Origin of the sequence: Gluconacetobacter entanii (assembly GCF_003206495.1) — a bacterium.
GTDB classification, from domain to species: domain Bacteria; phylum Pseudomonadota; class Alphaproteobacteria; order Acetobacterales; family Acetobacteraceae; genus Novacetimonas; species Novacetimonas entanii.
This window is the reverse complement of sequence record NZ_NKUF01000055.1, coordinates 1-14,493: the sequence shown is the minus strand read 5'-3', so window position 1 is coordinate 14,493 and position 14,493 is coordinate 1. Positions and strand designations below refer to the sequence as shown.

Below are 14,493 nucleotides of genomic sequence, written 5' to 3'. Positions count from 1 at the left end.
TGAAAGGCCACATCAACAGGCCTTACAGAAGACCGCACACGATCACACGTCAATATGGGTCAGAAAACTCTTGCATAACGGACGGCAACCACAGAAGAACTCCAACCTCGTCGTATGGCATACATTCGGGCATACCCACATCTGCAAACCCGAAGACATGCCGATCATGTCGGTTGAATATGCAGGCTTCATGCTCAAGCCGGTTCAGTTCTTCAGCAGCAACCCCACCATGGACCTTCCGGCTGCCAAGGACAACAAAAGCGTACAGGATGGCCTGTCTGGATGCTGTCAGAATGAGTGCAAGAATAGCTGAGTCATAACAAGAAAAGGGCGTCCCCGTGAACGATACAGCAGGCGCAACCACACCTACCCTGCTCCTTCAGATGTATGTCGAAGGATGCAAGACGCTGGATGTCAGACTTCTGCGCAACTGCTTTCATGCGACCGCTGTCATGAACGGGTTTATGGGGAGGCAGCTTTATCTAGGTCAACCAGATCCATTTTTCGATGACGTGACAGATCTTCAGTTACGGGCGATAGACAACAGCAGATCAACTTATGAGATAAAAGCGGTTCAGAAATTCGGGAATATTGCATCAGCCGTTGTCATCACTGAATGTTTTGCCAGTCAGCATAATTTTATCGATTTGATGCATATGATTTTTGAAGCAGATCGCTGGTGGATTATATCCAAAACATTCACTACCCGACAGGAACCTTGAGTTCAGGTTGCGATCATGCAGGTCATCATGCGTGACTGGTGAATGCTTAATACCGTTCGATAGAGTTACGGTCGCGGCTTTCCCGTGATGATCGTCAGCGACAACGGCACCGAGATGACCTCGAACGCGATCCTGACCTGACAGGAAAGACGGTCGATGCTGTGGCACTACATCGCACCAGGCAAGCCGCAGCAGAACGGGTTCGTCGAGAGCTTCAACGGCCGGTTCCGGGACGAATGCCTCAACGAGCACCTGTTCCGAAACCTCGCCCACGCTCGGACGGTCATCGACGCCTGGCGAGCCGACTACGACGCCGTCAGGCCCCACACCAGCCTCAACGGTATGACACCAGAAGCTTTCGCCCAACACGCCAACAAGGCATACAATAAACCCACAGACCCTAACTTAAAACTGAGGGCACGTTTCGGGGCAGGGTCACCTCCAGATCGACATCCGTGGCGATCTTGGCGGCATCCTGACGGTTGCGTTGGGCAGCGGACAAACGAAAACCCCAGCCCGTTTCCGGACTGGGGTTGGTGATGCGTTGGCATCGCAAGCGTCGTTGGTTGCGGGGGCCTGCGACCGCCGCCGTCATAAAGCGGGTTTCCCTTTTGGTTTCATTGGCATGGGCGAGATCAAGGATACCCATCAACTCACCGCGTAGGGAGATATGAACCTCGCCCCGCTTGTCGCCGGGGTTGATTACGATCCCACCAATCAGCGAGCGGATGGCCTCTGCGGCCTCCCTGCCGCCGTCCGGGTCATCCAGCGCCTCGGTGAACCGCTCCACGTTGCGCCGGTAGTGAGTGGCGATGTTGGGATGCACATCAGGAATGTCCGCCGGGGCCTGCGCCAGACGCTCCATGATCTCCGCCTTCTGGCGTTCCAGATCATCCATGCGGGCCTTCATGGAGGGCTGATACATCCCGTCCTCAATCGCCGTGATGATACCCCGTATTGATCGGTCGATCTTGTCCAGCACCTTGCGGTCCGCAATGGCCTGTCCCCGCCGCTCATGGTTGAGGCGGTTCACTTCCTCAGCGAACGCCCGCAGCGCCTCGGCCACGCTATCGGACGACACCAGCCGGTCTTTCAGCCCCGCCAGGACCCGCGCCTCGATCCGCTGGCGCGGGATGGTGCGGTTATTGGCGCAGGTGCCCCGGCGGTGGTGGTTCAGGCAGCCAAACCGGCTGTTGACGATCATGCCCACCTTGCCTCCGCAGCAGTCGCAGGACAGCAGGCCGGAAAGAAGGGAGACAGGCCGGTTCGCCAGATGCAGCCGCCTTGCGCGGCCTTCCAGCGTGTTCGTCGGGCATGGGCCGACCTTCGCCGCTATGGCCTGCTGACGCGCCCGCACCGCCCGCCACAGATCATCATCCACGATTTTGAGATGCGGGACTTCGGTCCTGATCCACTGGCTTTCCGGGTTGGGGCGGGACACCCGCTTGCCGGTGCTGGGGTCTTTGATGAAGCGTTGGCGGTTCCACACCAGCACGCCCGCATAGAGTTCGTTATGGAGGATACCCGTCCCGCGCGAGACATGGCCCCGAATGGAGGTATCCCCCCAGGCGCGACCCAGCGGGCCGGGGATACCCTCCCCGTTCAGTTCCACCGCAATGGAACGGGGCTTTGTCCCGCCGCGAAGGCGCGAAAGATACGACGGATCACCTCGGCTTCTTCCGGCACGACCTCCCGGTCGCCCCGGATCAGCTCGCCGTTGGCGTCCAGTTTTTTGACCACCCGATAGCCATAGCACAGGCCACCGCCCGCCTTGCCCTTCTCCACCCGGCCCCGAAGCCCGCGATGGGTCTTCATGACGAGATCTTTGAGGAACAGCGCGTTCATCGTGCCTTTCAGGCCGACATGCAGTTCCGAGATTTCCCCTTCGGCCAGCGTGACAATGGCGACACCTGCAAAACGCAGGTGTTTGAACAGGGTCGCGACGTCAGCCTGATCGCGTGAAATGCGGTCCAGCGCCTCGGCCAATACCACATCAAATTTCCCGCTCTGCGCATCACGAAGTAACGCCTGGATGCCGGGCCGCAGGATCGTGCTCGCCCCTGAAATGACGGCATCCTGATATGTGCCCCTGATCTGCCATCGCTCCCGCGCCGCGTGCTCACGACAAAGGCGGAACTGGTCCTCAATCGAGCTTTCACTCTGGTTATCTGAGGAATATCTGGCGTACACCGCAACTCGGCTCATGTGCAATCTCCTTCTATCTGAACCTTTTTGGCTTGGTCCTTTGCATTACTGGGCCCGTTGTCATTGGCGGCGGTCAGCATCGCGAAATATTCACGTGCCATTCTGCGACCGATAAGACTGGCAACTTTAAAAACTGCTTTCTGCGCAGCTTTTTCGACACCCGCAGATGCCAGATTGTCATTCGCCGCAGTGTGCTCAGCCACGAAATCCTGATTGTCTGTCATTGGCTTCCCCCGCTATCTGAAGCGTATAAAGCCATTATTGCACACCGGATTTTTGGGCTGCCGAAAGGCACGCTACCTCAATTCTCTACGCATTGAAGAAATGACCAAAATTTAATAATTATTTTTGTTTTTATTTCTCAATAGATTACGAGTGTTTTTTCGCGATTATCGCCATTATTGTATACATGAAACACCTCAGCGAAGAATCGAAATTTAGCACAAATTCTGACCCTTCAAAGATACGGGCCAACCCTCATGGGCTGGCCCGTGTCACCGGATAAGCGCTATCCGCTAATGTCTCTTCTTTCTTTCGGTGATTCATTCTTAAACAGGAATGAATTATGCATTTTTTGCGCGTTCAATAACCTGACGAACCCGCTCTGTCTGCGTGGACACATCGCAGACCTCGTCAATATGGATCACCTCTACAGGTGCAACGCCCATGTAGCGCATCAGACGTTCCTCAATACCAATACGGAATTTCTCAGCATTTTCAGAGACCGACAGCCCGGTACTCGTAACGGTCCCGGCGACCTCAATGTAGACTGTGGGGTGTCCTTTGAAATACAGACCGAAATCCGCAAATCCTCTGTTTCCCAGTTCTCTAATGGGTGGCTGAACCATAATAGTGAGGCCGCTTTCCTGTTCTTGCAGCAGGCGCCGATAAACAGCCAGTTCCACAATGGAGCCGATCCGGTAGTTATTGACGCGAACCTGCTCCTGCCAGGCGGGGAGATCGCGGTGATACGCTGCCACACGCTGACGAAAGGCGCGCCATAAGGCCCTGTCGCGATTATAGCGGGCAACCAGTTCGTGGCCTCCATCACAGAACTCCAGCATCTGCTGCGTCGGCGTCACCAGCAGATCATGAGAAAGCTGAGCGTAACGCTCAATGTCGTTCGGACGGAAAAAACCAGCGAACATCCAGGCTGGAAGAGCATTATTAAAACGATCATTGTTCGGTAAAGCGAGTGTCATTAGAAGTGTCCGTAAGGTGGACGCACGTTCCCCATTGCTCTGCGAGCATTCTGAGAACATGCGTGTATTATGAAAAGGGAAAGTTAATCTGTAGCGGCTTACTGCTCATTCGCAGTATTGGCTTCAGTCATCGCGGGAAGATGCTTCACTGCCTAGCAGCCTGTTGGCAACCAGACTGACCTTCCGGCCAACCATGCGCGTCAGGATGACCACGCCTTCCAGGACACTGTCATCCATGTTACCGGCAAGAGCCTCACTGACAGCAAAATCAAGCAGCCTGTGCAGGGCGACAATTTGCATGAGATCCACCTCGGTGGCGGAAGAAATCGTAGTACGATCAGACATTGTTTTCTCTCGTTCAAAGCATGAAGGAACGAGACGCCCCAACCCGATCCTCACTCCCCGACGATGCAGGGAACAAAATCCTCTGGGGAATTTGGGGTCGTGCGCCTCACAACGCCCGGCCCGAAAAAATGACACCGTCACCCCCGTCATCAGGGCCACCCAAGGTGCAAGAGACCCGAAATCAGAGAAAAAGAGCGGCTTTGATTTTTGCTTCGCAAAAATGCCGCGATAGAAAAGAAAAAAGCCTTCAATTTCATATGCATACGAAGTGTGCGTATGAAATTGAGGTAGCGTGCCCTCACACACGCAAAAGCCGGAACACGCGAGAAAAATGAAAAATGGCTGTTTTCTGCCGTTTTCCATGTGTCATGACGAGAATGACACTTTGCATGACACCTGTCATGACACCGTCATGACAGCCTGTGACAACACTGTGTGACAGTGTCACTGAACGCATGACACCATTCGAGGCGGCGTCATGACGCCGTCATTCCAGTCTCTCAGGGAGCACCAAAGGTGCGATCAAAATGACACCCAGGTGACACCGTCATGACGGTGTCATCACGCCATGAAGAGCAAAGTTACAGGACATTTTATCTGCACCAAAGTCGATGGAAGAATTCTGTTGACGCCAGTCTTGTGGGTAGGTATCAAGATTGCATGAAGCGTGATGGTGCATACAAAACAGATCTGGCGAGCATTGCTACAATCGCAGCAGGTCATCCGTTCAGAGGGCGGATTGACCCGACCGAAGGGGCTGAAACGGTTGTCGTGCAGATGCGTGACACGTCACCTTCTGGCGTGAACTGGACGTCCTGCGTACGGACGGAAGTGACCGGCCGTCGTGAACCCGACTGGTTGCGTCCGGGGGATATTCTCTTCCCTGCCCGTGGCAATGTGTCACAGGCCGTTCTGATCGATGAGCGTATCGGCAGCCTTCAGGCCGTCGCAGCACCACACTTCTTTGTGCTGCGCGTGACGCGGTCCGATGTGCTGCCAGCCTATCTGACCTGGTGGCTCAATCAGGAACCGTCGCAGCGGCATCTGGAACAGAACGCCCAGAGTTCCACCCTTGTGTGCAACATTGCCCGGCCTGTGCTGGAGGCCACGCCCGTTGTGCTGCCTCCCCTGCCCCGACAGGAACAGATTGTGGGTCTGGCCAACGCCATGCAGCGCGAGGAAGAGCTTCTCCAACGCCTGCGCCAGACCAACCAGCAGATCATGACCGGTCTTGCCAGAGACCTTCTGGCTGACTGATATTTCTTGCATATATTGAAACAGGATTTGACTTCGTGACCGAACAGATTTCTCAAGATACCATCAACAAGGCACTCTGGAGTGCCTGCGATACCTTCCGTGGCACTGTCAGCCCCGACACGTATCGGGATTACGTGCTGACCATGCTTTTCCTGAAATACATCTCCGATGTATGGCAGGATCATTATGACACTTACAAAAAGGAATATGGCGACAATCCCGAACTGATTGAAGCCATGATGGCACAGGAACGCTTTGTTCTGCCGAAAGGTGCCGATTTCTACACCCTCTATAAAGAACGTAATACGCCCGGCAATGGCGAGCGGATTGACAAGGCGCTGCACGCCATTGAAGAAGCCAATGGCACCAAACTGAAGGACGCAGGCAAGAGCGTCTTCCAGGACATCAGCTTCAACTCTGACAAACTTGGTGATGAAAAGCAGAAGAACACCATTCTGCGACATCTGCTCGAAGATTTTGCCAAACCGGACCTGAACCTGCGCCCCTCGCGCGTGGGCAATCTGGACGTGATCGGCAATGGCTATGAATTCCTGATCAAGAACTTTGCCGCCAGTGGTGGGCAGAAGGCGGGCGAGTTCTACACCCCGCCGGAAGTGAGTAAACTGCTGGCCCGCCTGCTGGATCCACAACCGGGTGAGAGCATCTGTGACCCGGCCTGTGGCTCGGCCTCCCTGCTCATGAAGTGCGGCAAGCAGGTGACGCAGAACCACAAGGGCAGCCGGGATTACGCCCTGCATGGGCAGGAAGCCATTGGCTCGACCTGGTCCTTTGCCAAGATGAACATGTTCCTGCATGGCGAGGACAACCATCGCATTGAGTGGGGCGATACCATCCGCAGCCCCAAACTGCTGGATGACAAGAACCATCTGATGCGCTTTGACGTGGTGACCGCCAACCCGCCCTTCAGCCTTGATAAATGGGGCCATGAAGACGCAGCGGAAGACGTGCATCACCGCTTTGCCCGTGGTGTGCCGCCCAAGACCAAGGGCGATTACGCCTTTATCCTGCACATGATTGCCACGCTGAAAGACCGCACGGGCCGCATGGGGGTTGTGGTGCCGCATGGCGTGCTGTTCCGTGGCAGTTCAGAAGGAAAGATCCGCCAGAAGCTGATTGAGGAAAACCTGCTGGATGCGGTGATCGGCCTGCCGGAAAAGCTGTTTTTTGGCACGGGGATTCCGGCGGCCATTCTGATCTTCCGCAAGGACCGCAAGACGAAGGACGTGCTGTTCATTGACGCCAGCCGCGAGTTCAAGGCGGGCAAGAACCAGAACGTGCTGACCGAAGAGAACATCACGAAGATTGTGGACACCTACCGTACCCGCAAGGACGTGGACAAATACGCCCACCTCGCCACGCCGGACGAGATCAGGGAGAACGACTACAACCTGAACATTCCGCGTTATGTCGATACGTTTGAGGAAGAAGAGGAGATTGATCTGAACGCCGTGCGCAAGGAACGGGCAGAGATCAAGGCAGAACTGGCAAAGCTGGAAGCCCAGATGGACGCTTATCTGAAGGAGCTGGGTTATGCTTCCTGAGGGGTGAAAAATTAGTAAATTGGGCGAAATATCCAGAATAACAACTGGTAGTACCCCTCCAACAAAAAATGAAAGTTTTTATTACGGAGATATTTTGTTTATCACTCCCGCAGATTTGGGTGAAAATAAATATGTTACCCAAACAGAGAGAACCCTTAGCTCTCTTGGCGCAGAATGTACGCGCTTGATACCGAAAGGCTCAGTTTTATTTTCCTGCATAGGGACTATTGGAAAAATAGGAATCAATAAAGAAGACTCTGCAACTAATCAGCAGATAAACTCTCTTTTTCCAAATGAAAATAATAATTCTGATTTTATCTACTACAGCTTAATTTTATATAAACCCTCAATCAACAACTTGGCTAGCAAACAGGCCGTCCCAATTATAAACAAAAAACGTTTTCAAATGTTCCAATTCTCATCCCACCTCTCCCCGAACAGAAGAAGATCGCGGCGATCCTCTCGACGTGGGATCGTGCGATTGAGGGAACGGAAAAGCTTCTGGCCAACAGCCAGCAGCAGAAAAAAGCCCTCATGCAGCAACTCCTCACAGGCAAAAAACGCCTGCCGGGGTTCACGGGGGAATGGAAGAAAGTCTCTTTAGAAAAGACCGGAAAAATTGTCTCTGGCGGCACACCCGATACCACAGTGCCCGCTTATTGGGATGGAGATGTGCTTTGGCTCACGCCTACCGATGTCACATCGTTAAGAGAAAAATACGTTGATGATACAAAGCGAAAAATAACACAGGCGGGGATTAAAGATAGCGCAACCACTTTGTTGCCCGCAGGCTCCTTGCTTGTTTGCACACGCGCAACCATTGGCTACATGGCGATTGCGAAGAAACCCATTACGACTAATCAAGGGTTCAAAAATATCGTATTCAACAAACTCTTCCTTCCCGAGTTTGTCTATTACTTTCTCTGCACTCAGAAGCATGAAATGCAGCGCTTGGCTTCTGGGTCAACATTTGCCGAAATATCTAAAAAAGATTTCTGCAAAATACATATCAGCGCGCCCCCACTCCCCGAACAAAAAGCCATAGCTGCTGTCCTAACCACAGCGGACGAAGAAATAGCATCCCTTGAATCCGACCTCTCGCGCCTGCGTCAGGAGAAGAAAGCCCTGATGCAGCAGCTTCTCACGGGCAAGCGCCGCGTGAAGGTCGATTAAGGTATTTCAGAAACAGGATATTTGAAAACATGGCTCCCGCTCCCAAATTTCAGGAAGAATACAGCGCCAAACTTCCCGCACTGGCTCTGCTCAGCACCCTCGGCTGGCGGTTTCTGCCACCATCCGAGGCGCTGGCCTTGCGGGGCGGCAAACAAAGTGCCGTGGTGCTCGACACACTTTTGCGGGCGGAGCTGAAAAAACGGCGCTTCACGTTTGAAGGACAGGAGCACAGCCTGTCCGATCAGGCCATCAACACACTGGTCTCTCACGTCACGCATCCGGATTTCGTCTCCGGCCTGCGCGATGCCAATGACAAGATGACCACGCATCTGCTGTTCGGCATTGCCATTACCGAGTTCATCAACGGGCACAAGGCCAACCCGACCATCGCCCTCATCGACTGGCAGAACCCGGAGAACAACAGTTTCACCTTTACCGAAGAATACAGCGTCCTGCGCACGGATCTGACCCAGACCCGCAGGCCGGACATCGTGTGCTTCGTCAACGGCATCCCGTTGGCCGTGATCGAGGCCAAGCGTCCCGATGGCCAGCCGGGCAAAGGCCCGACCGTGGACGCTGGCATTTCCCAGAGCATTCGCAACCAGAACAAGGATGAAATTCCCCAGCTTTTTGCCTACAGCCAGCTTCTGCTGTCCATCAACGGGCATGACGGACGCTATGGCACCTGTGGCACGCCCAAGAAGTTCTGGGCCAGCTGGAAGGAAGAGGACATTCCCGAAAGCCGGATGGAGGCGCTCAAGAACGCGCCGCTTTCGAGTGCCCAGAAAGACGCGCTGTTTGCTGATCGACCCCCCCCTGCCCGGATATGGTTCGAGGACTGGGCCTCCCGTCCGCTGCATGTCTCGAATCAGGACCGGCTGCTGATTGGCCTGCTCTCACCCCAGCGCCTGCTGGAAATGACGCGATACTTCACGCTGGTCGACCGCAAGGCCGGCAAGATCGTCGCCCGGTATCAGCAGGTCTTTGGCATCAAGCGCCTTTTGGAACGCATCAAGTCCCGCCGCAGCGATGGCTGGCGTGAAAGTGGCGTGGTCTGGCACACCACGGGGTCTGGCAAGTCCTTCACCATGGTGTTCCTCAGCCGCGCCCTCATTCTGGATGACGACCTCAACCAATGTCGCATCATTGTCGTGACAGACCGCAAGAATCTGGAACGCCAACTCAGTAATACCTTCTCCACAGGTGGTGAACTGGCGGACAAGAAGGACAAGGAAGAGGCGCTGGCCACCTCAGGCCGCCGTCTGGCGCAGCAGATCGGGCACGGGCAGGAACGCATCATCTTCTCGCTCATCAACAAGTTCCACACCGCCACCGGCTATCCCGAATGCCATAATGACAGTGCAGACATCATCGTGCTGGTGGATGAAGGCCATCGCAGTCAGGGCGGTGAGAACCATGCCCGCATGAAGCATGCCCTGCCCAATGCCGCCTTCATCGCCTTTACCGGCACGCCGCTGCTCAAGGGGAGCGAGACCACCAGCCGCTTTGGCAGGATCATCCACTCCTACACCATGCAGCAGGCCGTCTCAGACGGCACCGTAACACCCCTGCTCTATGAAGAACGCAAGCCCGATCTGAACGTGAATGATGAGGCCATTGATGCCTGGTTCGAACGCATCACGCAGGGGCTGACCAAGGAGCAGGTCACGGACCTCAAGAAGCGTTTTGCCCGCGCCAATCAGGTGTACAAGGCGGATGACCGCATCCGACTGATCGCCATGGATCTGGCCACGCATTTCGACAACAATATTGATAAAGACCTCAAGGGCATGCTGGCCTGTGACAGCAAGCTCTCCGCCATCCGCTACAAACGGTATCTGGACGAGGTTGGTCTGTTCGAGAGCGCCATCGTCATGAGCCCGCCCGATACGCGCGAAGGCCATACGGAAGTGGATGAGCGCAAGCAGCCTGAAATCCAGACCTGGTGGAAGGAGAATGTCGGCACCCAGAGTGAGGAAGACTACACGCGAAATGTGATTGACCGCTTTGAGAACGATCCCAATCTCAAGCTCATCATCGTGGTCGACAAGCTGCTCACCGGCTTTGACGAACCGAAGAACGCGGTGCTGTATATCGACAAGCCCCTCAAGCAGCACAATCTGCTCCAGGCCATTGCCAGCGTGAACCGTCTGCATGACCAGAAGAAGCACGGGTTGCTGATCGACTATCGCGGCATTCTGGCGGAGCTGGACACCACACTGGCCCGGTATGACGAGCTGGCAGCCGAAAATGTCGGCGGGTATGACCCGAAGGATATTGCCGGGCTGTATAGCCAGATGAGCACGGAATACCGCGAGCTCCCTGCCCTGCACAAAACCCTGTGGGCCATCTTTGATGGGGTGAAGAACAAAAGTGACATCCAGCAGCTTCGCGCCGTGCTCATGCCACGCATGGTGGAAGAGCACGGCCAGATGGTGGATGTGAACCTCAAGCGCCGCGATGATTTCTATGAGGCGCTGACAAAGTTTGCCGCCTGCCTGAAGGTGGCGCTGCAATCCGTGGCGTTCTTTGAAGACACCAGCTTTACGGAAAAGGACCGCGCCACCTACAAGGAAACGCTGAAGCAACTGAGTAGCCTGCGGCGGACGGTGATGCAGGATGCGGGTGAAACCGTGGACTTTGACAAGTATTCTGAGTCGGTAAAAAAACTCATGGACCAACACATAGGGGGTGTAAAGATTCATGAGTCCGACGGCCTGTATGCAGTCGGCAAGATGGGCCAGAAGCCCGAAGACAACCAGCCAGAGACCTGGAGCAAAGAAAAGACCCGTAACGAGACGGATCTGATCCGCACCCGTGTGACGAAGATGATCGACCACGAGATGCAGGATGATCCTTACGCCCAGGAAGCCTTCTCGGCCCTGCTGCGCAAGGTGATCGCAGAAGCGGAAAGCCTGTTTGATCATCCGCTCAAGCAGTTCATGCTGTTCCAGGAGTTTGAGGAACAGGTGGCCAACCGCAAGCTGGAGAACATTCCGACTGTTTTTGACGGGCACCGGCATGCACAGGCCTATTATGGCGTGTTCCTCAAAACACTTGCTGCCATCTTCAACCATAAGCAGACGGACGAGGAAAAACAGCACTGGATTGATCTGGCGTTCGAGATCGACACAATCGTGGACAAGGCGGTGCGGGAAAACTCCCTCAGCCGCCCGGATATGGAAAGGGCAGTCAGGAAGGAGCTACTGCCTCTTCTGTTCAGCACGGGTCAGAAAGCAGGCTTTGGCGTGGATAAGGCGCAGGAGATCATCGAGCAGGTCATCCAGATCATGCGGGCTGGCCCTGCTGATACAGCGCGTGGCTGAGCATGAGCGGCAAGGAGCACCGTATTCTGACCTATGGGGGTAAGCAGATCCGGGTGGAACTGCTGCCCCGTGCGCGCCTCGGCACGATGCTGCGCATCAAGGTGCATCCTGACCTGACTGTGCAGGTGGTCATGCCCGAGGGCACAACAGAGACGGATCTGGACAGGGCGTTAAAACAGAAAACCCGCTGGATCTGGCAGAAACTGCGGGACTTCCGGGCGGTGCAGGAGCATGCCACGCCGCGTACATATGTCAGTGGGGAAAGCCACTTCTATCTGGGGCGGCGGCATCTGCTGAAAGTGCATCATCAGCCAGATGCGCCAGAGACCGTACGGATGCTCCGTGGCCGGCTGGAAGTTTCCGTGCAGGAACGCAACGCCTTGCGGATTCAGAAGCTGCTGGAACTCTGGTATTTTGCGCGGGCGCAGGACGTGTTTCGGACACGTCTGGACGCCCTTCTCCCAACAACATTGTGGATCACCACGCCTCCTGTCCTGAAACTCCAGGTGATGCAGACGCAGTGGGGCAACTGCTCACCGGGTGGGACCATCACACTGAACCCGCATCTGATCAAAGCTCCGCGTGACTACATTGATTACGTCATCCTGCATGAACTGTGCCATCTGAAGGAGCATAATCATGGCCCAGCCTTCTGGGCTCTTCTGGCGCGTATCATGCCGGACTGGGAACGACATAAGGCCCGGCTGGATGGGATGGCAGAAATGATACTGCAAAAATAGTGCGCTTTGACCGCAATGGGGAAAGTGGAATGTCTGCTATTAGGCACGAAAGTTCAACACTGAGCGTTTCTATGATAAAGATGTCCAGAAGAGCTTGACCTAAAGTTACCCAGTTTTACATGACGAGGAAATGAGTTCCTAGCGCTGGCTAATCACTCGTGGAAAAAGCCTCTACATCGCCTTGCAAAAGCTTAGGACGCTTTCCATCTATATCTCATTGCAGCTTGCGTAGTGATATCGCAGTAATTTTTCTCGGAGAAAAGAATACCTAATGGCTGATTTCTTTGAAATAGATTTCTTAGGTGTCGAAACACGCAAGAGCGGCGATGCAATAGCAATTCGCTATGAATTGGCAGGACAGACGACCATCCACGTTGTTGACGGGAGGGTATATAACCAGTGGGGAGTGTCTTCGAGACCTCATCAACAAGTATTACGATAATCCGATATTCATTAATCGTGTGGTCGCGACGCACAACGATGGGGATCACGCACGTGGTCTAATCGCAATTCTCGAACATTTTGAGGTTGGTGAACTATGGATGCTCCGCCCGTGGGAGTATGCGGAAGAGCTCATTGAGCGTTTTGATACCTATGAGAGTGTACCACACCTGCAAGGCGCTCTACGGCGTGCGTACGCTAACCTTGCAGCTCTTGAAGATATAGCGATTGACAAGGGCATTCCAATCTATGAACCGTTCCAAGGGGCGCAGATCGGTGCATTCCACGTCATGGCCCCCTCGCGTGAGCGCTACTTCGACCTCATTTTAACGTCGAACAAGACGCCGGAACGCTCGGGGATGGAATCCAGAGTCGACAGTATTTTTGGTACCATCATGGAGAAGGCGAAGACAGCAGTTGCATTGCTCCGAGCATCATGGGGAGCGGAAGCTTTTCCGTCAGGAGATACGAGCAACGAAAATGAGATGAGTGTAGTCCAGTACGCTGTGCTGAATGGCAAGAAAATCCTGTTAACTGCTGATACGGGACGAAACGGTCTACAGGAGGTCATCGACTATGCACCATGTGTCGGTTTGACCCTTCCCGGGATCGATAGATTCCAAGTTCCACACCATGGTGGGCGACACAATGTTAACACGGATTTACTAAACGCTATTGTAGGCCCAATTCTCCAGGAGCAGCAGGAGACAGGGCATTTTCAGGCCTACATCAGCTCAGCGAAGGCAGATGAAGACCATCCCCGTAAGGTCGTGCAACGCGCGCTTATCCATCGTGGTGCAAATCTTTACATGACCGAGGGCCAAAATATCCGTATGTGGGGTGGCGCCGCGCCATCACGGCCCGGTTACACGCCATTGGTGCCTACCGCATATCCAGATTCTCATGAAAAGGCTTGATGGTGGCGAAACCGACCCAGAACGGTATTGCACAGCTATTCGATAGCTATGGTCGGCAGGCCAGACTGTTTCCTGCTCTTCTAACGATCTTTCCTCCCCTTCTCACCATACTGGCATGGTTCCCGTGGCTTCTGCTTTCCAGTGGCGGTGCGACCCTTCTTACATTAGCGACGTCATGCGGCCTTCTGTACGCGCTTGGCTCATATGCTCGCACCAAGGGCAAGCGGCTTGAGCCAAAACTACTGAAGATGTGGGGCGGATGGCCGACAACACTACTTTTGCGGCATGACAGCGAACTCGATCAGTATACCCGGCTGCGTTACCACACATATCTGGCAGGCGTAGTGCCCGAAAATCTATCCTTCCCCACGGTTCAGGAAGAGCAAGCGAATCCCACAGGCGCCGATGCGGTATATGATTCAGCAGTACGATGGTTGAAAGAAAGAACGCGAGGCAAAGAGTTTGCAATGGTGGAGCGCGAGAATGCACAATACGGGTTTCGTCGGGACTATCCTGAATTTTGTGCGGTGTGGTGATAAATTGCTCGAAGAGGAGCCCCCGCATGAGCATTGATAAAGACCTCCTGGACCGCCTGATGGAAGG

At 54.5% G+C, this 14,493-nt stretch carries 14 protein-coding genes and 2 pseudogenes; 11 read left to right on the top strand and 5 right to left on the bottom strand.

All coding sequences use genetic code 11. From position 1 onward, the window contains the following. The 3 genes and pseudogenes from CFR72_RS14755 to CFR72_RS14745 all read left to right on the top strand — a co-directional run. The coding region (locus tag CFR72_RS14755) for a copper amine oxidase (RefSeq protein ID WP_456303982.1) at window positions 1-313 on the top strand (313 nt) is incomplete at its 5' end. Window positions 314-338: 25 nt separating this feature from the next. Then, window positions 339-722, top strand: a complete 384-nt coding sequence (locus CFR72_RS14750; RefSeq protein ID WP_146220750.1) for a nuclear transport factor 2 family protein — start codon at window positions 339-341, stop codon at window positions 720-722. Window positions 723-794: 72 nt separating this feature from the next. Continuing rightward, window positions 795-1,131: pseudogene (locus tag CFR72_RS14745) on the top strand (integrase core domain-containing protein); the annotation flags it as partial. On the opposite strand, the gene CFR72_RS18395 reads toward CFR72_RS14745, so the two are convergent. The 5 genes from CFR72_RS18395 to CFR72_RS18145 all read right to left on the bottom strand — a co-directional run bounded on the left by CFR72_RS18395 (window position 1,123) and on the right by CFR72_RS18145 (window position 4,837). Further along, a complete protein-coding gene (locus CFR72_RS18395) occupies window positions 1,123-2,334 on the bottom strand; it encodes a recombinase family protein (protein ID WP_341865270.1) in 1,212 nt (403 codons plus the stop codon). The pseudogene CFR72_RS14745 and the gene CFR72_RS18395 sit on opposite strands and share 9 nt — an antisense overlap. Then, the gene (locus CFR72_RS18150; protein WP_244182317.1) at window positions 2,325-2,927 is read right to left on the bottom strand and encodes a recombinase family protein; all 603 of its coding nucleotides are present in this window, start codon (window positions 2,925-2,927) and stop codon (window positions 2,325-2,327) included. Before CFR72_RS18150 ends, CFR72_RS18395 begins: the two co-directional genes overlap by 10 nt. Next, complete coding sequence (locus CFR72_RS14735; RefSeq protein WP_110914632.1) at window positions 2,924-3,151, bottom strand: hypothetical protein; 228 nt, start codon at window positions 3,149-3,151, stop codon at window positions 2,924-2,926. Before CFR72_RS14735 ends, CFR72_RS18150 begins: the two co-directional genes overlap by 4 nt. A gap of 339 nt (window positions 3,152-3,490) precedes the next feature. Further along, on the bottom strand, window positions 3,491-4,129 hold the full coding sequence (locus CFR72_RS14730; protein ID WP_110914631.1) for a hypothetical protein: 639 nt from the start codon (window positions 4,127-4,129) through the stop codon (window positions 3,491-3,493). Between the two features lie 123 nt (window positions 4,130-4,252). After that, entirely contained in the window at window positions 4,253-4,837 is a 585-nt protein-coding gene (locus CFR72_RS18145) for a hypothetical protein (protein ID WP_233044741.1), read from the bottom strand. 297 nt (window positions 4,838-5,134) lie between these two features. Here CFR72_RS18145 and CFR72_RS14720 point away from each other — a divergent pair, with 297 nt between their 5' ends. From CFR72_RS14720 to CFR72_RS17315, 8 genes and pseudogenes are all read left to right on the top strand, one after another. After that, complete coding sequence (locus CFR72_RS14720) at window positions 5,135-5,731, top strand: restriction endonuclease subunit S domain-containing protein (RefSeq protein ID WP_110914630.1); 597 nt, start codon at window positions 5,135-5,137, stop codon at window positions 5,729-5,731. 35 nt (window positions 5,732-5,766) lie between these two features. After that, window positions 5,767-7,293 (top strand): type I restriction-modification system subunit M, encoded by a 1,527-nt coding sequence (locus CFR72_RS14715; protein ID WP_110914629.1) that lies wholly within the window; start codon window positions 5,767-5,769, stop codon window positions 7,291-7,293. A 19-nt stretch (window positions 7,294-7,312) separates the two neighbouring features. Next, window positions 7,313-7,731 (top strand): annotated as a pseudogene (locus CFR72_RS18460) (restriction endonuclease subunit S); the annotation flags it as partial. Between the two features lie 96 nt (window positions 7,732-7,827). Beyond that, a complete protein-coding gene (locus tag CFR72_RS18135; RefSeq protein ID WP_110914627.1) occupies window positions 7,828-8,466 on the top strand; it encodes a restriction endonuclease subunit S in 639 nt (212 codons plus the stop codon). A gap of 29 nt (window positions 8,467-8,495) precedes the next feature. Then, window positions 8,496-11,792: a type I restriction endonuclease subunit R gene (locus CFR72_RS14700; RefSeq protein WP_110914626.1), complete on the top strand. Its 3,297-nt coding sequence runs from the start codon at window positions 8,496-8,498 to the stop codon at window positions 11,790-11,792. A 2-nt stretch (window positions 11,793-11,794) separates the two neighbouring features. Then, complete coding sequence (locus CFR72_RS14695) at window positions 11,795-12,532, top strand: M48 family metallopeptidase (RefSeq protein WP_110914625.1); 738 nt, start codon at window positions 11,795-11,797, stop codon at window positions 12,530-12,532. A gap of 344 nt (window positions 12,533-12,876) precedes the next feature. Next, complete coding sequence (locus CFR72_RS14690) at window positions 12,877-13,890, top strand: ComEC/Rec2 family competence protein (RefSeq protein ID WP_233044733.1); 1,014 nt, start codon at window positions 12,877-12,879, stop codon at window positions 13,888-13,890. Beyond that, a complete protein-coding gene (locus tag CFR72_RS17315) occupies window positions 13,890-14,426 on the top strand; it encodes a hypothetical protein (RefSeq protein WP_146220749.1) in 537 nt (178 codons plus the stop codon). The genes CFR72_RS14690 and CFR72_RS17315 overlap by 1 nt, the downstream gene beginning before the upstream one ends. Window positions 14,427-14,493 lie beyond the last annotated feature (67 nt).

Bases quoted from the DNA above. Each gene is read 5' to 3' on its own strand.
- CFR72_RS14735 (WP_110914632.1), bottom strand. From the start codon at position 3,151: ATGACAGACAATCAGGATTTCGTGGCTGAGCACACTGCGGCGAATGAC.
- CFR72_RS18135 (WP_110914627.1), top strand. From the start codon at position 7,828: ATGCAGCAACTCCTCACAGGCAAAAAACGCCTGCCGGGGTTCACGGGG.
- CFR72_RS14690 (WP_233044733.1), top strand. From the start codon at position 12,877: ATGAATTGGCAGGACAGACGACCATCCACGTTGTTGACGGGAGGGTAT.
- CFR72_RS14700 (WP_110914626.1), top strand. From the start codon at position 8,496: ATGGCTCCCGCTCCCAAATTTCAGGAAGAATACAGCGCCAAACTTCCC.
- CFR72_RS14695 (WP_110914625.1), top strand. From the start codon at position 11,795: ATGAGCGGCAAGGAGCACCGTATTCTGACCTATGGGGGTAAGCAGATC.
- CFR72_RS17315 (WP_146220749.1), top strand. From the start codon at position 13,890: ATGGTGGCGAAACCGACCCAGAACGGTATTGCACAGCTATTCGATAGC.
- CFR72_RS14720 (WP_110914630.1), top strand. From the start codon at position 5,135: ATGAAGCGTGATGGTGCATACAAAACAGATCTGGCGAGCATTGCTACA.
- CFR72_RS18150 (WP_244182317.1), bottom strand. From the start codon at position 2,927: ATGAGCCGAGTTGCGGTGTACGCCAGATATTCCTCAGATAACCAGAGT.
- CFR72_RS18145 (WP_233044741.1), bottom strand. From the start codon at position 4,837: ATGGAAAACGGCAGAAAACAGCCATTTTTCATTTTTCTCGCGTGTTCC.
- CFR72_RS14730 (WP_110914631.1), bottom strand. From the start codon at position 4,129: ATGACACTCGCTTTACCGAACAATGATCGTTTTAATAATGCTCTTCCA.